Source organism: Peribacillus sp. CSMR9 (genome assembly GCF_033141925.1).
In the GTDB taxonomy this organism is placed as follows: Bacteria; Bacillota; Bacilli; order Bacillales; family DSM-1321; genus Peribacillus; species Peribacillus simplex_A.
In genome coordinates this window covers 201158-223320 of the sequence record NZ_JAOPHO010000002.1, presented here as the reverse complement: position 1 = coordinate 223320, position 22163 = coordinate 201158, and the positions used below count along the sequence as shown (strand labels likewise).

At 42.0% G+C, this 22163-nt stretch carries 26 protein-coding genes; 21 read left to right on the top strand and 5 right to left on the bottom strand.

Going from position 1 to position 22163, the window contains the following annotated elements; genetic code table 11:
* The first annotated feature begins 25 nt into the window (after positions 1 to 25).
* Genes N9I19_RS02920 through N9I19_RS02900 form a run of 5 tightly spaced genes read left to right on the top strand, consistent with a single transcriptional unit; the run spans position 26 to position 3618 of the window.
* Positions 26 to 1030: an ABC transporter substrate-binding protein gene (locus tag N9I19_RS02920; RefSeq protein WP_089363630.1), complete on the top strand. Its 1005-nt coding sequence runs from the start codon at positions 26 to 28 to the stop codon at positions 1028 to 1030.
* An 11-nt stretch (positions 1031 to 1041) separates the two neighbouring features.
* Positions 1042 to 1326 (top strand): thiamine-binding protein, encoded by a 285-nt coding sequence (locus tag N9I19_RS02915; protein ID WP_125160171.1) that lies wholly within the window; start codon positions 1042 to 1044, stop codon positions 1324 to 1326.
* Entirely contained in the window at positions 1323 to 2105 is a 783-nt protein-coding gene (locus tag N9I19_RS02910) for an ABC transporter permease (protein ID WP_061464390.1), read from the top strand. The genes N9I19_RS02915 and N9I19_RS02910 overlap by 4 nt, the downstream gene beginning before the upstream one ends.
* The gene (locus N9I19_RS02905) at positions 2089 to 2829 is read left to right on the top strand and encodes an ABC transporter ATP-binding protein (protein WP_061464389.1); all 741 of its coding nucleotides are present in this window, start codon (positions 2089 to 2091) and stop codon (positions 2827 to 2829) included. Before N9I19_RS02910 ends, N9I19_RS02905 begins: the two co-directional genes overlap by 17 nt.
* An 18-nt stretch (positions 2830 to 2847) precedes the next feature.
* Positions 2848 to 3618 (top strand): TatD family hydrolase, encoded by a 771-nt coding sequence (locus tag N9I19_RS02900; RefSeq protein WP_284470018.1) that lies wholly within the window; start codon positions 2848 to 2850, stop codon positions 3616 to 3618.
* Between the two features lie 36 nt (positions 3619 to 3654).
* On the opposite strand, the gene N9I19_RS02895 is transcribed toward N9I19_RS02900, so the two are convergent.
* A complete protein-coding gene (locus N9I19_RS02895; RefSeq protein WP_317776925.1) occupies positions 3655 to 4455 on the bottom strand; it encodes an NAD kinase in 801 nt (266 codons plus the stop codon).
* 204 nt (positions 4456 to 4659) lie between these two features.
* On the opposite strand from N9I19_RS02895, the gene sppA reads away from it, so the two are divergent.
* The 9 genes from sppA to N9I19_RS02850 all read left to right on the top strand — a co-directional run bounded on the left by sppA (position 4660) and on the right by N9I19_RS02850 (position 12474).
* Positions 4660 to 5661, top strand: coding sequence for a signal peptide peptidase SppA (gene sppA / locus N9I19_RS02890; protein ID WP_317776924.1), 1002 nt, complete (start codon positions 4660 to 4662; stop codon positions 5659 to 5661).
* Between the two features lie 12 nt (positions 5662 to 5673).
* Positions 5674 to 6213, top strand: coding sequence for an RDD family protein (locus N9I19_RS02885; RefSeq protein ID WP_317776923.1), 540 nt, complete (start codon positions 5674 to 5676; stop codon positions 6211 to 6213).
* A 100-nt stretch (positions 6214 to 6313) separates the two neighbouring features.
* Complete coding sequence (locus N9I19_RS02880; RefSeq protein WP_317776922.1) at positions 6314 to 7006, top strand: DUF2953 domain-containing protein; 693 nt, start codon at positions 6314 to 6316, stop codon at positions 7004 to 7006.
* A gap of 15 nt (positions 7007 to 7021) precedes the next feature.
* The gene (ytfJ, locus tag N9I19_RS02875; protein ID WP_061464384.1) at positions 7022 to 7495 is read left to right on the top strand and encodes a GerW family sporulation protein; all 474 of its coding nucleotides are present in this window, start codon (positions 7022 to 7024) and stop codon (positions 7493 to 7495) included.
* A gap of 178 nt (positions 7496 to 7673) precedes the next feature.
* Entirely contained in the window at positions 7674 to 8174 is a 501-nt protein-coding gene (gene tpx / locus N9I19_RS02870; RefSeq protein WP_317776921.1) for a thiol peroxidase, read from the top strand.
* A gap of 417 nt (positions 8175 to 8591) precedes the next feature.
* A complete protein-coding gene (locus tag N9I19_RS02865; RefSeq protein WP_061464382.1) occupies positions 8592 to 9578 on the top strand; it encodes a class I SAM-dependent methyltransferase in 987 nt (328 codons plus the stop codon).
* Positions 9579 to 9744: 166 nt separating this feature from the next.
* The gene (locus N9I19_RS02860) at positions 9745 to 10947 is read left to right on the top strand and encodes an acetate kinase (protein ID WP_061464381.1); all 1203 of its coding nucleotides are present in this window, start codon (positions 9745 to 9747) and stop codon (positions 10945 to 10947) included.
* A 175-nt stretch (positions 10948 to 11122) separates the two neighbouring features.
* Complete coding sequence (locus tag N9I19_RS02855) at positions 11123 to 11965, top strand: EcsC family protein (protein ID WP_317776920.1); 843 nt, start codon at positions 11123 to 11125, stop codon at positions 11963 to 11965.
* A complete protein-coding gene (locus N9I19_RS02850; RefSeq protein WP_089361748.1) occupies positions 11962 to 12474 on the top strand; it encodes a MogA/MoaB family molybdenum cofactor biosynthesis protein in 513 nt (170 codons plus the stop codon). The genes N9I19_RS02855 and N9I19_RS02850 overlap by 4 nt, the downstream gene beginning before the upstream one ends.
* A gap of 58 nt (positions 12475 to 12532) precedes the next feature.
* Here N9I19_RS02850 and N9I19_RS02845 read toward each other — a convergent pair whose 3' ends face one another.
* Positions 12533 to 12847: a hypothetical protein gene (locus tag N9I19_RS02845; RefSeq protein ID WP_061464378.1), complete on the bottom strand. Its 315-nt coding sequence runs from the start codon at positions 12845 to 12847 to the stop codon at positions 12533 to 12535.
* A 214-nt stretch (positions 12848 to 13061) separates the two neighbouring features.
* Here N9I19_RS02845 and N9I19_RS02840 point away from each other — a divergent pair, with 214 nt between their 5' ends.
* The gene (locus tag N9I19_RS02840; protein ID WP_061464377.1) at positions 13062 to 14270 is read left to right on the top strand and encodes an argininosuccinate synthase; all 1209 of its coding nucleotides are present in this window, start codon (positions 13062 to 13064) and stop codon (positions 14268 to 14270) included.
* Positions 14267 to 15646 carry an argininosuccinate lyase gene (gene argH / locus N9I19_RS02835; RefSeq protein WP_317776919.1) on the top strand — a complete coding sequence of 460 codons (1380 nt, stop codon included), beginning with the start codon at positions 14267 to 14269 and terminating at the stop codon, positions 15644 to 15646. The genes N9I19_RS02840 and argH overlap by 4 nt, the downstream gene beginning before the upstream one ends.
* A gap of 47 nt (positions 15647 to 15693) precedes the next feature.
* Here argH and N9I19_RS02830 read toward each other — a convergent pair whose 3' ends face one another.
* Positions 15694 to 16140, bottom strand: a complete 447-nt coding sequence (locus N9I19_RS02830) for a universal stress protein (RefSeq protein WP_061466162.1) — start codon at positions 16138 to 16140, stop codon at positions 15694 to 15696.
* A 260-nt stretch (positions 16141 to 16400) separates the two neighbouring features.
* On the opposite strand from N9I19_RS02830, the gene N9I19_RS02825 reads away from it, so the two are divergent.
* Complete coding sequence (locus tag N9I19_RS02825) at positions 16401 to 16811, top strand: hypothetical protein (protein WP_317776918.1); 411 nt, start codon at positions 16401 to 16403, stop codon at positions 16809 to 16811.
* An 88-nt stretch (positions 16812 to 16899) separates the two neighbouring features.
* Here N9I19_RS02825 and N9I19_RS02820 read toward each other — a convergent pair whose 3' ends face one another.
* Positions 16900 to 17997: a M24 family metallopeptidase gene (locus N9I19_RS02820; protein ID WP_317776917.1), complete on the bottom strand. Its 1098-nt coding sequence runs from the start codon at positions 17995 to 17997 to the stop codon at positions 16900 to 16902.
* Between the two features lie 116 nt (positions 17998 to 18113).
* On the opposite strand from N9I19_RS02820, the gene N9I19_RS02815 reads away from it, so the two are divergent.
* From N9I19_RS02815 to N9I19_RS02805, 3 genes are all read left to right on the top strand, one after another.
* The gene (locus tag N9I19_RS02815; RefSeq protein ID WP_317776916.1) at positions 18114 to 18794 is read left to right on the top strand and encodes a metal-dependent hydrolase; all 681 of its coding nucleotides are present in this window, start codon (positions 18114 to 18116) and stop codon (positions 18792 to 18794) included.
* Positions 18795 to 19011: 217 nt separating this feature from the next.
* Positions 19012 to 19236 (top strand): hypothetical protein, encoded by a 225-nt coding sequence (locus N9I19_RS02810; protein WP_317776915.1) that lies wholly within the window; start codon positions 19012 to 19014, stop codon positions 19234 to 19236.
* A 71-nt stretch (positions 19237 to 19307) separates the two neighbouring features.
* Entirely contained in the window at positions 19308 to 20627 is a 1320-nt protein-coding gene (locus N9I19_RS02805; protein WP_061466161.1) for a DRTGG domain-containing protein, read from the top strand.
* A 32-nt stretch (positions 20628 to 20659) separates the two neighbouring features.
* Here N9I19_RS02805 and N9I19_RS02800 read toward each other — a convergent pair whose 3' ends face one another.
* Positions 20660 to 20962 (bottom strand): YtpI family protein, encoded by a 303-nt coding sequence (locus N9I19_RS02800; protein WP_125160151.1) that lies wholly within the window; start codon positions 20960 to 20962, stop codon positions 20660 to 20662.
* 171 nt (positions 20963 to 21133) lie between these two features.
* Between N9I19_RS02800 and N9I19_RS02795 the strand changes: the two genes are divergently transcribed.
* Positions 21134 to 22072, top strand: a complete 939-nt coding sequence (locus tag N9I19_RS02795; RefSeq protein ID WP_061464370.1) for a DHH family phosphoesterase — start codon at positions 21134 to 21136, stop codon at positions 22070 to 22072.
* Positions 22073 to 22163 lie beyond the last annotated feature (91 nt).

The window sequence follows — 22163 nt, the reverse complement described above, 5'->3', positions numbered from 1 at the left end:
ATATGATGTGTAGGAGGATAATAGTTTGAATAAATTCTTACCACTGTTAACTTCGTTGTTCCTTTTGGCTGGATGTGGGGCAGGCGGAACTAATGAAAAAGAAGAATCATCTAAAAAAGAAGGCAATAAAGAATTAAAAAAGGTATCGGTCGTGCTTGATTGGACACCGAATACAAACCATACAGGATTGTATGTAGCCAAGGAAAAAGGGTATTTCAAAGAACAAGGTCTGGATGTGGAAATTATCATGCCAGGCGAAGCTGGAGCTGATAAACTTGTGGCTTCAGGGAAATCTGAATTTGGCGTGAGCTACCAGGAGGGCATTACGCAGGCCCGCGTGCAAGGCGTGCCGATTGTTTCGCTAGCTGCTGTCATCCAGCATAATACCTCTGGATTCGCTTCACCTGCGGCAAAAAACATTAAAACTCCCAAGGATTTTGAAGGGAAAACGTATGGTGGCTGGGGGTCTCCAGTTGAAAAGGCCATTATTGATTCACTTATGAAAAAAGAAAATGCCGATGTAAATAAAGTGGATATAGTGAATACAGGGGACACAGATTTTTTCACTTCGGTTAAAAGGGATATAGATTTCGCCTGGATTTATTATGGGTGGACAGGTATCGAGGCTGAGTTGCGGAATGAAAAGCTTAATATGGTTTACTTAACCGAATACTCTGATAAGCTTGATTACTATACGCCTGTTTTGACAACAAATGAAAAGATGATTAAAGAGGATCCTGAGACTGTTAAAGCATTCGTTCATGCAGCTTCGAAAGGGTACCAGTTTGCAATTAAGAATCCTGATGATGCAGCGGACATATTAATTAAGTCTGCACCTGATCTAGATCCAAAACTAGTGAAGAAAAGCCAGGAGTGGCTTGCAGATAAGTATCAGGATGATGCTCCGCGTTGGGGTGAACAAAAGCTTGAAATCTGGAAGAATTATAGTGATTGGATGAAGGAAAATAAGCTTCTTGAAGGTGATTTCAATCCTGAAAAGGCATTTACCAATGAATTTTTACCAAAATAGGAGGAAATACAATGGCCAATTCATTAATTAGTATACAAATCATTCCTAAAGGGGAAAATGTCATCCCCATGGTCGATGAAGCAATCAAGATCATTGATGAATCAGGTGTCAAGTATGAGGTTCACCCGCTAGAAACAACAATGGAGGGTGAGCTATCCGAGCTTTTTGCCGTGATAGAAAAAATGAATGTAAGAATGATTGAATTAGGCTCGCCGAATGTCATTTCCCAAGTGAAGATACTATATCAGCCAAGCGGGATTACGATGGATACGTTAACGGAGAAATATCGGGCATGATCAAAAGGGGAATTTGGAAGAAGGGGGCTCCCTTCTTTCTTTTATTATGTTTGCTGATAGTATGGGAGTCAATGACAGTCTTATTAAAGGTTGAAAAATGGCTGCTTCCCGCTCCATCAGCCATTTTCATTGAAGGAATTGAGTCGTCCCGTAATCTTTTTGGACACCTTATATCAACAACTGAGCTTGCGTTATCGGGTTTTCTTATTGGAAGCTGTATCGGGTTATTAATTGCTGCAATCTTACACCTATTTCCAGGTGTGAAGGACGCGGTTTATCCTCTGCTCATACTCTCGCAAAATATACCAATCATAGTTTTGGCACCGCTTTTAGTGATCTGGTTTGGCTTTGGCATGCTGCCTAAGTTAATTGTGATTTCACTCGTATGTTTTTTTCCGGTTGCGGTCGCTTCATTGGACGGTTTTCGCCAGACACCTTACGAACTTAAGCATTATTTCAAGATGATGGGAGCGGGGAAAAACCAGTTATTTTGGAAGCTGGAACTTCCCCACTCGATCCCGTTCATTTTCTCAGGCCTAAAAATTTCGGCCACCTATAGTATAATGGGTGCGGTTATTTCGGAATGGCTTGGGGCTAAATCGGGGATTGGTGTTTATATGACGCTCGCTTCCTCCGCGTTTCGGACAGATCGGGTGTTTGTTGCCATTTTCATCATTATGGGAATGAGCCTTCTCTTTTTTGGAATCATCACATTCCTGGAGAAATATTTAGTTTCATGGAAGAGAAAGGAGGGTGAAAGGGATGATGCTGGAAATTAAAGATGTCTCCTTTTCTTTCGATGGTAAACAGAATATTTTAGAGAATATGAATTTCCATGTAGATGATGGGGAATTTGTCACAATCCTAGGACCATCTGGCAGCGGTAAAAGTACGTTGTTCCACTTGATAGGCGGTATTTTGAAGCCGGATCAGGGCATCATTTCGTTGGATGGTAAAAAGATAAATGGCTTTAAGGGCCATATAAGCTATATGCCGCAGCAACCATCCCTTTTACCTTGGAGAACGGTGTTGGATAATGTTTTGCTTGGAAGTGAGCTTGCTGGGATAAGAGACAAAGAAATGGCAAAAGCCCTTTTGTTGAAAGCTGGATTAGAAGAGTATGTGAAGGCATATCCGCATGAATTATCTGGGGGCATGAAGCAAAGGGCCGCTTTCATTCGAAGCATCTTAAGTCAACAGGACTTGATGTGCCTGGACGAACCCTTTTCTGCTCTGGATGAACTGACAAGATTGGAAATGCAAAAATGGCTGTTGTCTGTTTGGGAACAAAATCGGAGATCTGTGCTTTTTGTTACCCACAGCATAGATGAAGCGGTTTTCCTTTCAGATAGAATTTATGTGTTATCAGCAAAACCGGCTGCTGTCATCAAAGAAGTGAAAGTTCCATTTCCAAGGCCAAGAAGTGAGGAACAATTTCTAAGTGATGAATTTTTAAATTTGAAGAGAGAATTATATGCCGCACTAAAGCCAACCCTTTCTTAAGTCAGGAGGAAATTGAAAATGAAGATCATCGACAGCCATATCCATTTGGATAGGTATGATGAAAGTGAACAGAAGCAGATTCTCTCTGATATGGAAAAGGTGCATTTGGAATCATTGGTGACAGTTTCCATGAATTTAACCTCTTCCATAAACAATGACCAGCTTTCACTCAAAGATTCACGAATTAAGCCTGCCTTCGGCTTTCATCCCGAGCAGCCCCTCCCGAGTAAAGAGGAAGTGAACGAATTATTGTATTGGATGCGGGAACATCGTCATAATATGGTTGCTGTAGGTGAGATCGGACTCCCGTATTACTTAAGGCAGGAAAATCCCAATATGGATACGTCAGGTTATGTAGAGATACTGGAAAGGTTGCTGGCTTTTGCTAAAGAGGTTGAAAAGCCGGTTATCCTTCATGCCGTCTATGGCGATGCCCCCATCGTTTGCGACCTTTTGGATAAGCATCAAATCACAAAGGCACACTTTCATTGGTTTAAAGGTGATATCAGGACAGTCGAAAGAATGGCCGAAAAGGGGTACCGCATTTCGATTACACCTGATGTTTGTTATGAGAGGGAAATACAGGAATTGGTTTTTGCATACCCACTTAAGCTGATGATGATTGAAACGGATGGCCCATGGCCGTTTGAAGGGGTTTTCAAAGGGAAATGGACGCACCCGGGCATGATGCATGAAAGTGTTCGTCAAATTGCTTCGATTAAAGGATTGCCAATTGAGGATGTCTATGAAATCCTTTATCAAAATACGAAAGATTTTTACCATATATAAAAGGTACCGGACATATCCGGTACCTTTTTTGTTAGTTCAAAGAAAGGTCCTTTTCACCTTTTCCCAAAAGGAATTATCCTTAAGCTTAACGGTCTTGATGACTTTACCGCTTAACCGGACCTTGACCTTTTCAACATGATTGATGCTTAAGGCTTCATTGTCCATTCCGATGATCGGGTAACTTGGCCCGTTTTGTTCAAGGTGGACGGTCAAAGATCTATCGCCGCTTAGGATGAATGAAGAACCTAGGGTCCGATAGGAATTATTATTGATGGATGCGAACTCGCTCACTTGAAAACAAGGGAGAAGCGGATCCACAACGGCCCCGTTTACCGATTTATTATAGGCGGTGCTTCCGGTCGGGGTCGCAATGATGATTCCGTCGCCGCGAAAAGTTTCAAAATGGAGTTGATCAATGAAAATATCCATGATGAACGTTTTGGTTATGGAAGTCCGGATACTGAGTTCATTGAGGGCATAAAAGGAGGGCTGATCGTCCAACTGGATATCGATGGTTGGATATTTACACACCTCGATTTGCTCTCTTGTCATGGCATCGATCATTTTATCCGTGTCTTCCAAGTGGAAATCGCAATACATATTCAAGTTACCTGTGGTGGAAATGCCTGCATATAAACAATCATCCCTGAACCCGGTTTTACGGGCTGCCTGCAGGAATGTGCCGTCATCACCTATGCTTACGATGATGTTGGCCTTTGTGAAATCTTGGATGACTTCATATGAATGCTGTTTCGCTAAGTCCGATAAGTATTCGATCTTGTTAAGTATTTCTGCATTCGGTGCATGGAAAAAATAAATATTCCTGCGTGTGTTCATCATGTTCCCCCCTAGTATGATTGGTGATGAAAGGGCTTTCTTTTTCCTGTTCAGGTAAATGCAGATCGTGCAAAATGCACTGATTCATTTCCAATTAGAGGATTATTTGCTACAATTTTATATGTCTAGTTTATCATGGAATGAAACATTAATGTATGCAGTTCGTATGATAAGAAGGATACATATATTTAAGGGGGAAAACAGATGAATGGAAAACGTTGGGCGGCACTTGGAATTGCAGCCGTTTTATTTTTTGTCTCTATTGCTGTAGGGACGGCTACAACTCTATTTACAGCGGATACGGAAAATATCATTGATGAATTATTTGCTTCTGAAAGTGCATTTAACGAGGAAGTCATAGAAGGCGATGATTTTTCTAATGTTATTGCAGTATTCGATGTAGAGGGAACGATTCAAGATACAGGAGAAGCTTCATTACTAAGTTCAGCAACATATAATCACCGTGCCTTCATGGATAAGCTGAAGATGGCAGAGGAAAATGATGATATCAAAGGAATCATACTAAGGGTGAATTCTCCTGGCGGCGGTGTCGTAGAAAGTGCTGAGATCTATGATAAGATCCTTGATATTAAAAAAGTGAAAAAACCTGTCTATGTTTCAATGGGATCAATGGCGGCTTCCGGCGGATATTATATTTCTGCGCCAGCCGATAAGATTTACGCCAGCCCAGAAACGATGACGGGTTCACTAGGTGTCATCATGCATGGGTATAATTACGAGAAGCTGGCCAAGAAGTATGGCGTTGAGTTCGAAACCATCAAAAGCGGACCACACAAAGATATTATGAGCCCAACTCGGGAAATGACTGGAGAAGAACGTGAAATACTGCAAAATATGATTAATAATTCTTATGATCAATTTGTAAAAGTCATTGCCGACGGACGAGGTATGACAGAGAATGAAGTACGCAAAATTGCTGATGGTCGCATTTATGATGGGCGTCAGGCTAAAGAAAACCATTTAATAGATGATTTCGGCCATTTGGATGATGTAATTGCCGCGATGAAAACTGATATCGGTAAAAAAGATGCTCAAGTTATCCGCTATACCGATGAGGCAGGTTTCGGTTCATTATTCAGTATGGAAGCGCAAAAAATGTTGGGGAATGATGTGGAAACGGCCGTCTTGACAAAAATCCTTTCCTCTTCAAATTCTCCACGCTTAATGTATTTGTATGCGGAATAGGGGGGCTGAAGGATGACGGAACGAAATGAAAACAATGAACAAACCGCTGCATCCAATGTACTGGCAGATCAAGAGGTTCCCGTTCAGCAGGAATTTACGCCAGCCAAGCAGGCCGTGGATGATGGCGGAGTCAAGAGAGTGCATTTTGCTGGATTTTGGATGAGATTTTGGGCCTATTTAGCTGATTTGTTGGTTATCGGAAGTTTGAATCGGATTTTGATTCATCCCATCTTCAAGTTTTATGAAGGGACAGATGATCTTTGGTTTTCCGCAGAAGGCTTACTAACAGGGATCGTATTCTTCTTATACTTTGTTTTGATGACCAAATTCTTGAACCAAACCCTTGGTAAGATGATTTTTGGACTGAAAGTCGTTACATTGAGGGAAGAGACAAAAACCATTTCTTGGGGTACGATATTGTTCAGGGAGCTGATTGGCCGATATATTTCAAAAGTTACTTGGATTGGCTATCTCCTGGCAGGCTTATTACCGAAGAAACAGGCTTTGCATGATGTCTTTGCAGACACGGGTGTTGTTTTGATCAGAAGATGATATTTTCCATTCATGAATCTGTAAGAGCGTGTTTTTCGCTTTTGCAGGTTTATTTTTTTTTGCATTTGCCGATAATGATAGGCTGAAGGGGTGTGGGTGCATGATGTGGGTTTTGCTGATTATAGGTATCCTCATTTTGGTGCTGCTTATTCTTATTTTCACAAAAGTAAGAGTATACATTGACTACAAACGTGTCCAAACGAATGACAAAATACATATTAAATTATCAGCTTGGTATGGACTTATTCACTATACATTCAAAGTCCCGGTCATTAAAAAGGATGATGACTCGGCAGCTATAGTAGTAAAGGAAGAGCAAGAAATGAAGGGGAAAACCAAAAAAGAAGATATGAAAAAAATCACACCCGAAGATTTGCGTGACGGATTCGCTGACATGAAGGAGTTGCTTCAGCATATGGTCGGATTTCATAGGGTCGTCCGTCAGTTCACAGGGAAAATCCAAGTTAAAAAATTCAGCTGGCATAGTATTGTCGGTACTAAAAACGCTGCACATACCGGTGTTTTAACAGGTGCATGCTGGGCGCTTAAAGGCTCAATCATCGGTTTGCTGACAACCTATTTCAACTTCCGGATCATGCCCGCATATTCCATTACACCTGACTTTCAAAGATGGCAGGCCAATACGTCGATTTCCTGCATATTACAATTTAGAATCGGGCAGGCTATGGTGACTGGAATAAAACTGCTTCGTTATTGGAAAGGCGGAAAACCGCATTTCAGGTCCAGGAAATTAGCGAAGCTATCAGGTGATTCCAATAAACAATCGTTCTAGAGTGGAGGAATTTAAATGTCAGATCATCCGATTCAAGGTTTAATGAAAGAAGCGATGGAAAATCTGAAAGAAATGGTCGATGTGAACACGATCATCGGTGATCCGGTGGAGACTCCGGATGGAAGTGTCATTTTAACCGTATCCAAAGTTGGTTTTGGTTTTGCAGCCGGTGGCAGCGAATTTGTAATGGATGGAAACCATCAAGCACATCAAGGTGATTCCAAGCAGCCTTTTGGCGGCGGTAGCGGCGGTGGGGTTTCCATAACACCAATTGCCTTTTTGATTGTCGGTTCCCACGGGGTGAAAATGATTCATCTTGATGAAGGTACGCATCTTCTCGAAAAAATGATGGATTTAGCTCCTCAAGTCGTCGATAAGATTCAGTCCATGCTATCCAAAAAAGAAAGTAGTAATCAAAGGCAAGGCAGCAGTAGCAGTCAAACAAACGTAAAGAGGTACCAAGAACCTAAACAGGATTTAGATTTCTAACTGCGACTCGGCATCCGCCGAGTTTTCTTTTTGCTGTAATATGCTTACACCACTTAATGCTTGATTTTCCACACATGTGAACCGCCAATTCACTTTTCCTAATTCAATTAATTGCAAAATTCCGGTAAAACAAATATTATTATGCTTGTACATATAGCAGAAAGAGGAGGAATTTTTAATGGCTTCAGTTACATTTAAAAACAACCCGGTCACTTTAGTGGGATCAGAACTAAAAGTTGGGGACAAAGCACCTGATTTTACGGTATTGGCTAATGACTTATCACCGGTTACATTAAGCGACTCCCAAGGTTCTGTCCGCATTATCAGTGTAGTTCCATCTGTCGATACAGGTGTATGTGATGCACAGACACGTAAATTCAATGAAGAAGCGGCAAAATTGGATAATGTAAAAGTTCTGACGATCAGTAACGATCTTCCTTTCGCGCAAAAACGCTGGTGTGCTGCTAGTGGCCTGGACAATGTTCAAGTTCTTTCCGATCACCGTGACCTTTCATTCGGTGAAGCCTATGGTGTCGTCATGCAAGAACTTCGACTATTGGCACGCTCGGTGTTCGTTGTAAACAGCAATGATGAAATCACATATGTAGAATATGTTAGTGAAGGTACCAACCATCCAAATTACGAGGGTGCAATCGAAGCGGCTAAAGCAGCAAAATAAGAGGCGAATTCTTAGAAACCGGACGCAATGTGTCCGGTTTTTTGTTTTAATGTTTAAAAGGAGAATATAGTTCATAGGTTATTAAATTCTAACCAACCAAGTGAAATCACAAAGATAATCCAAAGAACAGTTAATATCCCGTACAGGAAAATAAAAACAAAAAATCCCCACTTTAGAATCTTTTTTAGTATCATCCAAATAACACTTCCCCCTAGTCATCTACACTCGAAATTAACACGTTTACCATTTACTTACCAATTTTTAAAAACTTTTAAAAAACAGTGTCTCGATTCTAAATATACGGAATAGGAAAACAGTACATTAAACAAACGAAGAATGTTAAGCAGGACGTACGACTTGTATCTCTTTCTTCTTACCTATAAAATAAGGACAGAAGCAAACAGGAGGAATTAATAAGTGAAGTCTACCCCAGTTGAACAATTATTTTATGAATTTGATGAAACAGCCCAAATATTGCAAAGTGAATTATCATGTACGTATCTGGATGCCCTAGGTGAAACGGGTGAGAACTTCTTCCAGGGGAAAGTCCTGCAGGAGGAAATCAGTGAAGTATCGAAGAAAAGGTTAGTTAAGCATTATGGAGATTTTTCACCAGAGAAATATGAGAAGGAAGCAATTCGTAAAGCGTACCAGCTTGCTATTTTAAAAGGCATGCAGGAGAGCGTCCAACCGAATCATCATATGACCCCGGATGCAGTCGGCATGTTCGTCAGCTATTTAGTCGGTAAATTCACCAAGGATCAAAAAGAATTGGTCATGCTAGATCCAGCTGTCGGAACGGGGAATTTACTATTTGCGATCTTGAATCAACTTACTGATAAAAGTATCGCATCATATGGTGTCGAGATTGATGAAACCTTGATCAGGCTTGCTTATGCAGGTGCCAACCTGCAAGAACATCCGCTGCAATTTTTCAACCAGGACAGCTTGGAGCCACTTTTCATCGATCCTTCCGATGTTGTGGTCAGTGATTTGCCGATTGGTTATTATCCGAATGATGTGCGTGCAGCTGAATATGAATTGAAAGCAGATAATGGACATTCATATGCACACCATTTGTTTATTGAGCAAAGTGTTAAACATGTGAAGGATGGCGGACACCTTTTCTTCATTGTCCCTAATAACCTGTTCGTCTCGGAGGAAGCGCCGAAACTCAATGATTTCCTGAAGAAGCATACACATATCCAAGGGATGGTGCAACTGCCGCTTTCCATGTTTAAGAGTGAAGCGGCTGCGAAAAGCATCCTGATCCTTCAAAAGAAAAAAGAGGGTATCGAAGCTCCGAAGAAGGCACTGCTCGTACAACTTCCGAAGTTATCGGATTTCGAAGCGACAAGCTCTGTCATGCAGCAGATGGATGATTGGTTCAAAGAGGAAAAGTAGTCAATGAAAGCTGATGCCATAGGCATTGGCTTTCATTTTTTTTTATTCCTAATTTTTGGTTTTTATTTGGTTGTATCCGCTCGCCATGATAAAATTGTACAATACACTGCATGTTTCGTTGAGATGATCATTGGAAGAACTAGCTTAGAGTAAAGGAGCAGGATGGATGTCAAAAATCATGGCTATTAATGCTGGCAGCTCTTCATTGAAGTTTCAACTTTTTGAGATGCCAAGTGAAAACGTAATTACAAAGGGTCTTGTAGAAAGGATTGGCTTGAAAAATTCCACATTCACTTTGAGCGTCGAAGGCAAAAAGGTATCTGAAACGGTGCATATACCCAACTATGAAGTGGCAGTAGGGCTTTTATTGAAAAAGCTGATTTACCATCGCATCATTGAATCCTTTGAAGAGATAGATGGCGTAGGGCATCGGGTTGTGCATGGTGGTGAGGTGTTCAGTGACTCCGTCTTGATTACGGTGGAAGTAATAGAGGAAATCGAAAAGCTTTCCGAGTTGGCACCCCTTCATAATCCCGCCAATATCACGGGAATCAAAGCCTTCAGGCAAATACTTGATGTTCCTGCTGTTGCCGTATTCGATACTGCCTTTCATCAAACGATGGCTGCAGATTCATATTTGTACAGCTTACCCTTTGAATATTATGAAAACTATGGAATAAGGAAATATGGGTTTCATGGTACTTCACATAAATATGTGTCGCAGCGGGCTGCAGCAATGATTGGCCGCCCAATCGAACAGCTTCGCTTGTTATCCTGCCATTTAGGGAATGGTGCAAGCATTACGGCCATAAAGGGCGGTAAATCGATTGATACATCAATGGGATTTACACCATTGGCCGGTGTTACAATGGGGACGCGTTCAGGCAACATCGACCCTGCGCTGATTCCATATATCATGGAGAAGACGGGAAAAACGGCTGATGAAGTGCTGGATGTCCTGAATAAGAAAAGCGGCATTCTAGCCCTTTCCGGGTTTTCCAGCGACCTGCGCGATATACAAGTGGAAGCGGATAAAGGCAATGATCGGGCTGTACTCGCACTTGAAGTTTTTGCAGATCGGATTCACAAGTACATAGGTTCCTATTCGGCTAAAATGGGAGGTGTGGACGGCATCATTTTTACAGCGGGCATCGGTGAAAACAGTCAAGCCATTAGGGGTCGAATCTTGGAGGGACTTGAATTCATGGGGGTATATTGGGATAAGGATCTCAACCGTACCTCGGGTAAGGAAGCCTTCATCAATACACCTTATTCCCCCGTTAAAGTGATGGTCATTCCCACTAATGAAGAAATCATGATTGTCAGGGATACCATGAGATTGGCTTTTAGCGAAAACATGACTTCATGATTTTTTATAAAGATCCCTTATCTATTGGTAAGGGATCTTTTCCATGAAAGCATTGATCCAAATGGTTTCACCCTCAACCGCACCTTCTTGCCCCTCATCATCTTTCTTGAAAAGCCATCCTCTATGGTATACTTAAGGGAGAATCCACCAATTCTGTACATAGGAGGCTTGATGCATGGAATTCACGAATCGGGAAATTAAAATTCGGAATGAAATTAGTGAATGGCAGGAAAATCTTTATCAATATGAGCGAAAAGATTTGTCAGCATTGTATGATAAATGGTTAGAGCAGGGTTTTGACCTGCTTCCAGATAACGTCCAACAACAGTTTTTTGAAAAGCTTGATACTTGGCTTTTTCATTTGCATGCCATGGTTCAGAGCTCACAAATCCAAATAGATGCAAGAGAGCGGATTTTAGCATCTGCGCGCTTGTTTAAGGAAGATATCGAAACGCTGGATGACTTGAATCACTTATCGATCGATCAGTTGAATTACATAGCCAACCAGCATATCGCAAAGCATCGGTTGTATTCATTTGCACAAGGCGGTGTAAGCGGATCTGGTAGCCTGCTCCTGTTAGGGAGTGATATTCCGGCCATGACGGTCATCAATGTCAGGATCGTACAGCTGATTGCGATGTCTTATGGTGTTGAGGTGAATACGCCTTTTGAAATGATGATGGCCCTTAAGGTATTCAATGCAGGAGCGATGCCAAAGAGACTTCAAGGGATGGCCTGGGAAGAATTGATCCGGGAAGTCCAGAACGCGGAAGATGACTATTTTTATTTAGGAATCGAAGAACTTACAAATCCGACCTGGATGGAACAGCCGTTGAAGCAGCTGTTGAAAGCCGTATCCATAACTGTCTTTCGAAAAAAATTGGTTCGGGGCATTCCATTCATCAGCATGGCCATCGGGGCTGGGGCCAATTATCAAATGACCCGGAATGTCAGTGAATTTGCGCAGAAGTTCTATCAATATCGGTATTTACAGATGAAGAAGGCTGAAGAAGAATGAGTGTCAGGGATCATAAAGAAGGTTTCACGGAGGCAATTCGATGCATGGTGATAACCGTTAGTGATACGCGTAATGAAGAAACGGATAAAAGCGGGGCACTGATGGTGGAATTATTGAAATCGAATGGGCATGAAGTGACGGAATATGAAATTGTAAAGGATGAAAGGGAAGCGATTCAAGCTGCGGTCACAGTTGGCAGCCAAAGCAGCAAGGTGGATGTCATATTAACAAACGGTGGCACTGGCATCGCCAATAGGGATGTAACGATCGAGGCGGTTCAAGAATTGATGACAAAGGAAATTCCGGGTTTTGGCGAGATTTTCCGAATGCTCAGCTTTCAAGAGGATATCGGTTCTGCAGCCATTCTATCGAGGGCGATTGCTGGGGTCGTGAACAACAAAGCGGTTTTTTCCACCCCGGGATCAACGGGGGCGGTTCGGCTTGCGATGAATAAATTGATTCTCCCGGAATTGGGACATGTCGTTGGTGAGCTTCGGAAGGATTTATAAGAGGGATGCAAAAAAAGCCACAGTTTTAAACTGTGGCTTTTTTTGCATGGAATAGGCCTTAATTATGCATCTTTTCACTCACGCCTTGATTGGTGCGATACCAAAGCCATAAATCATTGATGATGGAAGCAAGTTCCGCAATTTCGGAATTGAGCTGGCATGATTTGGTGAAATTACTTTCATCGGAGAGCTGAAACTGCTTTCGGTTAATGGTGGATTCCAGTTCCTTGATGCGGTCCGGTATGCTCCCCCGGATATTCTCCCATTGTACGAGTATTTGCTGTTGCTCGCCTTTTGTATATTCATCCCACTCCAGATTCAAATCAGGAATGGGGATGCCAAGCCGTTCATCATAGGTAAATAGTTCTCTCATATTCCCACCACTTTTCGATTTTTCATACTCTTAGTTTACTATATTCTTGCGAAAGCATCCAATGTATGAATTCCCTGAAATTATTAACGGATTATTTAGCTAAATCTTTAAAATACCCCTTGTATTCCGTTTATAAAGATGATAAAGTACTAATCATAGATTGAATAAAAATAACACTGAGTGAATTTTTATTCACACGAAAGGGACGATTAAAATGGGAAAAAATCAAAAAGTTGTTTTAGCATATTCCGGAGGTTTGGATACTTCCGTTGCAATTAAATGGTTACAAGATCAAGGATACGAAGTTGTAGCATGCTGCTTGGATGTCGGTGAAGGGAAAGATTTGGACTTCATTAAAGAAAAAGCAATCACTGTTGGTGCGGTCAGTTCATATGTGATTGATGCGAAAGACGAATTCGCTGATGAATTCGCATTAACGGCTCTTCAGGCACATACATTATATGAAGGGAAATATCCATTGGTTTCAGCTCTATCACGCCCGCTGATCGCTAAGAAATTAGTGGAAGTGGCTGAAGCGGAAAATGCGGTAGCCGTTGCGCACGGTTGTACGGGAAAAGGAAATGACCAAGTGCGTTTCGAAGTATCCATCTCGGCATTGAATCCTGATTTAGAAGTTCTTGCACCTGTTCGTGATTGGAAATGGTCTCGTGAAGAGGAGATTGAATATGCAGCTAAAAATGGCATTCCTGTTCCAATCGGCTTGGCAAGTCCATTCTCGATCGACCAAAACCTTTGGGGAAGAAGTAACGAATGCGGAATCCTGGAAGACCCATGGGCAGCTCCACCAGAAGAGGCTTATGATCTGACAACAAGCCTTGAAAATACGCCAGATACTGCTGACATCATTGAAATTGGTTTTGAACAAGGTGTACCGGTTACATTGAATGACAAAAACTATAAATTGGCTGACTTGATTGTTGAATTGAATCAGATTGCCGGTAAACACGGGGTTGGACGTATCGATCACGTAGAAAATAGATTAGTAGGAATCAAATCCCGTGAAGTATATGAAGCTCCAGGTGCTATGACATTAATTGCTGCACATAAAGAGCTTGAAGATATCACGCTTGTAAAAGAATTGGCTCACTTCAAACCAGTAATCGAGAAGAAAATGACTGAATTGATTTATGAAGGCCTTTGGTTCTCTCCGCTTCAAAAAGCATTGGCCGCTTTCCTTAAAGAAACACAAGTAAATGTAACGGGTACAGTCCGTGTGAAGCTTTTCAAAGGACATGCGATTGTTGAAGGAAGAAAATCCGAGTACTCTCTATATGACGAAAAACTGGCTACTTATACAAAAGCGGACGAATTCGATCATGATGCAGCAGTTGGGTTCATTAAGTTATGGGGACTTCCAACGAAAGTGAACAGCATGGTCAATAACAAGAAGGTGACAGTGTGAGCAGCAAGCTTTGGGGAGGGAGATTCACCAAGTCTGCCGAAGAATGGGTAGATGAGTTTGGAGCTTCCATCTCCTTTGACCAGGAACTTGTCCTTGAAGATATTCAAGGCAGCTTAGCCCATGTAACCATGTTAAAGCAATGCAGCATTTTACCTGAAGAAGATGCGGACCAGATCATTGCAGGACTGAAAAGTTTACAGGAAAAAGCTGAAAAGGGTGAATTGACTTTTAAGGTTGAGATGGAGGATATCCATCTTAACCTGGAAAGTATGCTAATAAGCGAAATTGGTCCAGTGGGCGGAAAGCTTCATACAGGCAGAAGCCGTAATGACCAAGTTGCAACAGATCTTCATCTGTATATGCGGAACCAAACAAAAGTGATCCTGGAACTCATCGATGATCTGCAAAAAGCGATTTTGGGACAGGCCAAAAAAAATGTGGAAACACTAATTCCAGGTTATACACATTTACAGCGGGCACAGCCCATTTCATTTGCCCACCATTTAATGGCTTATTTTTGGATGCTTGAGCGTGATAAGCAGCGTTTCACCGAGAGCTTCAAAAGAATTAATGTTTCTCCATTGGGTGCTGGGGCGCTAGCTGGGACGACTTTCCCGATTGACCGTGCCCTCAGTGCCGAACTATTGGGGTTTGAGGGGATTTATGAAAACAGCCTTGATGCGGTAAGTGATCGTGACTTTGCTATTGAATTCATGAGCAACAGTGCGACGATGATGATGCATTTATCCCGTTTCAGCGAAGAAATCATTCTATGGTCAAGCCAGGAGTTCCAATTCGTTGAATTGGATGATGCGTTTTCAACGGGAAGCAGCATTATGCCGCAAAAGAAAAACCCTGATATGGCAGAATTGATTCGTGGTAAAACAGGAAGGGTTTATGGGAATTTAACGGGGTTATTGACTGTATTGAAAGGATTGCCGCTTGCTTATAATAAAGATATGCAAGAAGATAAAGAAGGCGTTTTCGATACGGTCAAGACCATTGTTGGTTCACTTAAAATATTTGCTGGCATGATTTCAACAATGAAAGTGAAAACGGACGTCATGGAAAAAGCAACAAGAAATGACTTCTCGAATGCGACGGAATTAGCTGATTACCTAGCTTCAAAGGGAATGCCTTTCCGTAAGGCACACGAGGTGGTCGGGAAACTTGTATTGTTCTGTGTCCAGAATGGCTGCTATTTAGTAGACCTAAGCATTGAACAATTCCAGGAAGCCTCCGATTTGTTTGGACATGATATTTACGATGCATTAAATCCTTACGAAGCCGTTAAACGCCGTAACAGTGCGGGCGGTACAGGTTTTGCCCAAGTGTTGCTGGCGATTGAAAAAGCGGAAAAACTGGTAAGTGAATAACAGTGAAAAAGCTCGTTCACCAATTTGGCGAACGAGCTTTTTTATGATCATCTTTTATCACTATTCGTACGGACGACAATTACATCACAGTTTGAATGGCGAACGATACCTTCCGACACGCTGCCGATCAGGAAACGTTCGACGGCATTAAGGCCAGTTGCACCGCACACAATTAAATCGATTGAATGTTTTTTTGCAATATCCCTTGGAATTTGAACTTTAGGAGAACCATATGCCACTTCTGTTTGGACTTTTGCAATCCCGGATGCAATGGCTTCCATTTTATACTTTTCCAATAGCTCATTGGCAAAGGTTTCAGAGTGTTCACGGATAGTCATATCATATGCTTCGATAGTAGGGAAATTCCTTGTGTCAACGATATGTGCGAGACATAGGGTCGCGTCACTGAGTTTTGCTAAATAGATAGCCTTTTTTAAAGCCCACTCTGCTTCTTCCGAACCGTCCACTGCTACTAGAATATTTTTATAATCTATACTATTCAAGTGAATCTCCTCCTTCTATTTCATTCCTATTATACTATTATTTACCTGATTGTCTTATTTCAATTGTAACAAATTAGCGAATGTTTTAGCCAGTGCCCAAGAAATCGCAACATGAAACAATATGGGTTCTAGAAAAGTTGAACTTGTTATTGCGAATAAGAAGCTTTGCTTTAACCAAACCCCTTATGTCTTTTATTTACTTGATTTGTTTTATTTATGGTAAGGCCGGGCGTGAGAGAGGAGTTTTTTCTTTGAGTGTTTCAAGAATATTAAACTATGCATTATATTTATACGTACTTTTGTATGCCTTGATCTATTTCATTTCAAGCCTTGACTTTCTTCTTCTGCTTTATTGTGTGGTCATTTTAGGGGTAAATGAATATGAATCAAGGTTCACCACCGAAAGATGGTTAAATGATGATGAAGGAAGAGTATATCTGGTTGATGACTTATTGAATGATCATGAATTGATAGGAAAGACAAAAGAAGAAGTGATTACGCTTTTAGGTTCTCCAGCAGAAACGGAATATTTCAAAGAGGAAGATAATGTTGTTTATTACCTTGGTGCCGAGAGGGGAATAATAAGTATAGATAGTGAATGGCTTGTCATTTGGTTTGACGGCAATGAACAAGCTGTTAAGTTTGAACTGCGGACCGATTAGTTGAAATGAAATTCGATTAATAGTTACCCCCGCCTTAAATGAGGACGGGGGTATCCGGGTTTCGTTACATTAAACGGTCAATGCATGATCATTTTATGATTTGCAGGCTCTTCGGATATTTGGTCAAAACCTCACAGCCGGTATCGGTGATTAATAGATCATCTTCAATCCTGACGCCTGCAACATTTGGAACATATATACCCGGTTCGATGGTATAAACCATTCCGGATTGAAGTTCAAGGGTATTCGTTTCGGTCAAGGATGGGTATTCATGGACGCTGATCCCAAGTCCGTGGCCGAGCCTGTGCGGGAAGAATTCACCGTATCCTTTATTCCTGATGATGTTTCTTGCAATCAGGTCAATCTCGGAACAGGATACACCCGGTTTACTGGCTGTAACGGCAGCTTCTTGTGCATTAAGTACCGTTTCATATATCTCTGCCTGTTTATCATTGATATCTCCGTAAGCAACCGTTCTAGTGATGTCAGAGCAGTACCCTTCATGAACGACCCCAAGGTCAAAGAGGACAAGATCGCCACGCTGAACCTTCGTATTCCCAGGTGTGCCATGTGGGGAAGCGCCATTTTTACCGGTCAGGACCATTGTGGAGAATGACATTTGGCTAACTCCGGCCTTTTTCAGTTCGAATTCTATCGCTGCAAGGATTTCCATTTCCGTTTTACCTTCATGAATTTCGCTGACACCCACTTCGATCGCAAAGTCGGCAAGGCGGCATGCTTCACGGATTTTGACTATTTCCTCTTCCGACTTGATCATTCGCATCCTTTGGAGTTTTTCTTCTGCTGAAACGAGCGTTGGTGCTCCGAAGTGATGTTGGACCTTTTCATAGCGCTCTACATTCATATGCTCTTTTTCAATGGCCATTTTATTTATGGTTAACCCGCGATTCACCACTGCTTGCTTAACTTTTTCCCATGGATTTTCAATGTCGGTATAACCAATGATATCCCCAGTCCATCCAGCATGTTTAGCATCCGGAACTTCCATCTGCGGGCAGACAAGGAATGGGTCGGCATTTGCAAAAATGGCAAGTGCAAGCAGTCTTTCATGAGGATCACTAAAGAACCCGCTTAAATAGAAGATGCTTTCTGTGGATGTAAGTAATGCGGCTTCAACCTCATTGGCCTGAAGCCAATTTTGTAGTTCTGTCAAACGTTCATTCATGACGATACCTCCATTTATAAGATATAATTACCTTAGCAATATTTAAAAGTATAGTAAATGGGTAAGGCCTAATAAGGCTATTTAAAAATTAGTGGTATGGGAAGGGAGCATCAGAAATGAAAGTATCTTTTCATGGACATGCAGTTGTAAAAGTCGAAACGAATGGTCAAACGATTTTATTCGATCCGTTCATCAATGGAAATGAATTGACCGATTTGAAGGTAGAAGATGTGAAACCGGATGTGATCATCTTGACACATGGTCATAATGACCACGTTGGTGACACGGTCGAATTGGCCAAAAGGCATGATGCACTTGTCATCGGCATTGCAGAAATTGCCGACTATCTTGGTGCTCAAGGGGTTAGGACTCACGGCATGAGCATCGGCGGAGCTTTCGAATTCGAATTTGGAAAAGTGAAACTGACGCCTGCTTTCCATGGAACGGGATTCAATAACGGAGATGGGCAAATCATTTATTTAGGAATGCCTGCTGGCGTATTACTTATGATAGAAGGGAAAACGATCTATCATGCAGGGGATACAGCGGTATATTCCGATATGAAACTGATCGGGGAGCGACATCCGATTGACTTGGCATTTTTGCCAATCGGCGACAATTACACCATGGGGCCGGAAGATGCCGCACTTGCAGCGAAATTCCTTCAAGCCAAACAGGTCGTGCCGATTCATTACAATACTTTCCCTGTCATCAAACAGGATCCTAACAAATTCATTGACCTGCTTGAAGAGGGGAATGGACTGATCATGGAAGCCGGGGATGAAATTGAATTATAAAAGGAGCGGGAGCCACATGGCCTCCCGTTTTTGTTTGGGTCGTTCGGGAAGTATCAGGAGCGGATGGAGGATTGAAATGAAAGGAAATCCTTGTAGCATTGCCTTTTACGAATCTGGATTTTTATAGAGGTGTCGTAAAGTAAATCTCGTTCATTCAGCCAAGTCTTTTTTCCTTTCACAGGCATAAAATGAATAGATGGTAAAAAGGGGGGATTGGATGAAACAGAGGTTATTACTATGTTTGCTTTTATGCGGTGTGATGCTGTATTATGCCGTGCCGCGCTTGTCGTTGGAAAGTGGCGGTTTGGAGAGCCTATTTGCCGGAACCTGGTTGTTGTTTGCCTTGTTGGCGGTAGCGGGGAACTTGACGGGAATACTATATTCTCCTAAAAAACAAAAGGTAAAACGCCAGCTGGAATACAAAAGGTTGCGCCAATACTAGTAGTTGTTTGATAAACTAGGCTCTTTGACCTTATAATGGAGAATAGGAATACCGTGAAAAGGGTGAAGCGCTTGGCTACAAAGCATGAACAAATATTAAAACATATCGATGGGCTCCCTGTTGGTGAAAAGATTTCCGTCCGTCAAATTGCGAAAGCATTGAATGTTAGTGAAGGTACGGCATATCGGGCAATTAAAGAGGCGGAGAACCAGGGCTACGTGAGTTCGATTGAGCGGGTAGGCACGATCCGTATCGAGAAAAAGAAAAAAGAGAATATTGAAAAGCTCACTTTTGCCGAGGTAGTTAATATTGTGGACGGACAAGTTCTGGGTGGAAAAACGGGACTTCATAAGACATTAAATAAATTCGTCATCGGGGCGATGAAGCTGGATGCCATGATGAGATATACAGGTGCAGGAAATCTGCTGATCGTCGGGAACCGTACCCAGGCCCATGAGCACGCGTTAAATGCGGGTGCAGCGGTGCTGATCACCGGGGGATTCGATACGGAAGAGCCCGTTAAAAGGTTGGCCGATGAATTGGAGATGCCAGTCATTTCTACAAGTTACGATACCTTTACCGTTGCAACGATGATCAATCGGGCAATCTATGACCAATTGATCAAAAAGGAAATATTGCTGGTGGAGGATATTTTGACGCCCGTACAGGAAACGACCTTTTTAACGGTTGGTGACCGGGTTCAGACTTGGCATGAACTGAATCAGGAATCAGGGCATAGCCGTTTCCCTGTTGTCGATTACAATATGAAGGTTCAAGGAATGGTCACATCAAAAGATATCATGGGTCAGGAAGAGTTGACGCTCATTGATAAGGTGATGACGAAAAACCCGATGACCGTAGGCGATAAAATGAGTGTAGCATCTTCTGCACATATGATGGTTTGGGAAGGCATTGAGTTAATCCCGGTCGTGAATGACAGTCATATCCTGAAGGGAATCGTGAGCAGGCAGGATGTACTGAAGGCACTGCAAATGAGTCAAAGGCAGCCACAGGTCGGCGAAACGATCGACGATACGATCACAAGTCAGCTTGTGATGACTTCGAATCGCGGCAAGGGTGAGGAAGTGTATAACTATGGCGTCACTCCGCAGATGACCAATTATCTTGGGACCATTTCAAGCGGTGTGTTCACGACATTGGTTACGGATTCAGCAAACCGGGCACTTCGAAGCTATAAGCGCGGTGACTTGGTCGTGGAAAATATGACGATTTATTTCATCAAGCCAGTTCAGATCGACAGCACGCTTGAAATCCATCCGCGTGTCCTTGATGTAGGACGTAAATTCGGAAAAGTGGATGTCGAGGTGTTTAACCAAGGCAAACTTGTCGGTAAGGCGATGTTAACCTGCCAATTGCTTGATCGATCATGATAAATAAATCAAAAAGGATAATCGATATTCGATTATCCTTTTTGATTTACGGCTTCTTCAATTGCATGCGGCAGGTAAAATCTATACATTTTATAGCCTCCCCAAACGCTGAATAGGCCAACGGAAATGAAAACGGCAGAAATGATATAAGTGGTGGTTGTGTGGAATAGAAAAAGCTGATTGATTCCGAATAGTGCGACAAACGCACCAAGGGCAATGGAAGACTTCCCTGAAATCCACTTTTTTTCCATCGGCATTTTGGTTCGGACCGATTTGATCTTATAAAACAAATAGACCCCTAGTGAAAGAACGATCAAGGTTACAAGAATAGGCATCGTTTAAAATTCCCCCAATTTAACATATGTACCTTTTTATTGTAGCGGGAAATGAAAGAGAATGCCACAGTAAACCAAGATGACACTTCCTATTTCCCCAATTTTTTGATTAAATGAAATATATAAAATCTTTATTAGGTTCGATAATACATAGTTTGAGGGGAGATCAATATGAAGGCTGAAATTTTAGCAGATATAAAGCGTTATGATACTATCATTCTCCATCGCCATGTCCGTCCAGATCCGGATGCTTATGGTTCACAGGGGGGATTGGCGGAAATCCTGAAGGCATCTTTCCCTGAAAAGCGGATTTATACGGTTGGGAAAGAAGAACCGTCACTGAATTATTTAAGAAGGCTCGATGTGATTTCTGATGAAACATATCAAGGTGCTTTGGTCATCGTTTGTGATACCGCCAATACCGACCGGATTTGTGATTCAAGGTATATGACGGGGGATAAACTGATTAAGATTGACCATCATCCTAATGAAGATCCATATGGGGATATGCGCTGGGTCGATACATCAGCAAGTTCTGCAAGTGAAATGATTTATGAATTTTACCAATTCGGTAAAGAAAAAGGCTTGAAGATGAGTGATGAAGCGGCACGCCTTCTATATGCAGGCATCGTTGGCGATACAGGTCGTTTCCTATTCCAAAGCACGACTGAAAAGACATTTGCCTATGCCAGTGAATTGATTCACTATTCGTTCTCCCGTCCGCAATTATATCAGGAGATGTATGATGTCAATGAAAGCATTGTCAGGTTGAATGGCTATGTTCTGCAGCATTTTGAGATCCTTCCATATGGCACGGGGAAAATGATCATCACAAAGGATATACTTGAAACATTCCATGCTTCGGCATCGGAGGCCTCTCAGCTCGTTTCCTCGCTAGGTTCGATTAAAAATGTTAAGACATGGGTCTTTTTCATTGAAGAGGATAAAGAAATTCGAGTCCGTTTCCGTTCCAAAGGTCCAATCATCAATACGATTGCCCGTAAATATAACGGCGGAGGCCATCCGTTTGCAGCAGGGGCTTCGATCCATTCTTGGGATGAAGTGGATAATATCCTTGCCGATTTGGAAGAGTTGAATAAAGCGAATTAGAAAACGATTTTTGGATTGAAATGACATGAAGACCAAATCAAAGTGATTTGGTCTTTTAGCTTTGCGGATATAATAAGGACTTTGTCGGAAA

What these genes read in the sequence shown, in the direction of transcription:
- N9I19_RS02915 (WP_125160171.1), top strand. Translation starts at nt 1,042, where the DNA reads ATGGCCAATTCATTAATTAGTATACAAATCATTCCTAAAGGGGAAAAT.
- N9I19_RS02910 (WP_061464390.1), top strand. Translation starts at nt 1,323, where the DNA reads ATGATCAAAAGGGGAATTTGGAAGAAGGGGGCTCCCTTCTTTCTTTTA.
- N9I19_RS02905 (WP_061464389.1), top strand. Translation starts at nt 2,089, where the DNA reads ATGATGCTGGAAATTAAAGATGTCTCCTTTTCTTTCGATGGTAAACAG.
- N9I19_RS02900 (WP_284470018.1), top strand. Translation starts at nt 2,848, where the DNA reads ATGAAGATCATCGACAGCCATATCCATTTGGATAGGTATGATGAAAGT.
- N9I19_RS02895 (WP_317776925.1), bottom strand. Translation starts at nt 4,455, where the DNA reads ATGAACACACGCAGGAATATTTATTTTTTCCATGCACCGAATGCAGAA.
- sppA (WP_317776924.1), top strand. Translation starts at nt 4,660, where the DNA reads ATGAATGGAAAACGTTGGGCGGCACTTGGAATTGCAGCCGTTTTATTT.
- N9I19_RS02885 (WP_317776923.1), top strand. Translation starts at nt 5,674, where the DNA reads ATGACGGAACGAAATGAAAACAATGAACAAACCGCTGCATCCAATGTA.
- N9I19_RS02880 (WP_317776922.1), top strand. Translation starts at nt 6,314, where the DNA reads ATGATGTGGGTTTTGCTGATTATAGGTATCCTCATTTTGGTGCTGCTT.
- ytfJ (WP_061464384.1), top strand. Translation starts at nt 7,022, where the DNA reads ATGTCAGATCATCCGATTCAAGGTTTAATGAAAGAAGCGATGGAAAAT.
- tpx (WP_317776921.1), top strand. Translation starts at nt 7,674, where the DNA reads ATGGCTTCAGTTACATTTAAAAACAACCCGGTCACTTTAGTGGGATCA.
- N9I19_RS02860 (WP_061464381.1), top strand. Translation starts at nt 9,745, where the DNA reads ATGTCAAAAATCATGGCTATTAATGCTGGCAGCTCTTCATTGAAGTTT.
- N9I19_RS02855 (WP_317776920.1), top strand. Translation starts at nt 11,123, where the DNA reads ATGGAATTCACGAATCGGGAAATTAAAATTCGGAATGAAATTAGTGAA.
- N9I19_RS02850 (WP_089361748.1), top strand. Translation starts at nt 11,962, where the DNA reads ATGAGTGTCAGGGATCATAAAGAAGGTTTCACGGAGGCAATTCGATGC.
- N9I19_RS02845 (WP_061464378.1), bottom strand. Translation starts at nt 12,847, where the DNA reads ATGAGAGAACTATTTACCTATGATGAACGGCTTGGCATCCCCATTCCT.
- N9I19_RS02840 (WP_061464377.1), top strand. Translation starts at nt 13,062, where the DNA reads ATGGGAAAAAATCAAAAAGTTGTTTTAGCATATTCCGGAGGTTTGGAT.
- N9I19_RS02820 (WP_317776917.1), bottom strand. Translation starts at nt 17,997, where the DNA reads ATGAATGAACGTTTGACAGAACTACAAAATTGGCTTCAGGCCAATGAG.
- N9I19_RS02815 (WP_317776916.1), top strand. Translation starts at nt 18,114, where the DNA reads ATGAAAGTATCTTTTCATGGACATGCAGTTGTAAAAGTCGAAACGAAT.
- N9I19_RS02810 (WP_317776915.1), top strand. Translation starts at nt 19,012, where the DNA reads ATGAAACAGAGGTTATTACTATGTTTGCTTTTATGCGGTGTGATGCTG.
- N9I19_RS02800 (WP_125160151.1), bottom strand. Translation starts at nt 20,962, where the DNA reads ATGCCTATTCTTGTAACCTTGATCGTTCTTTCACTAGGGGTCTATTTG.
- N9I19_RS02795 (WP_061464370.1), top strand. Translation starts at nt 21,134, where the DNA reads ATGAAGGCTGAAATTTTAGCAGATATAAAGCGTTATGATACTATCATT.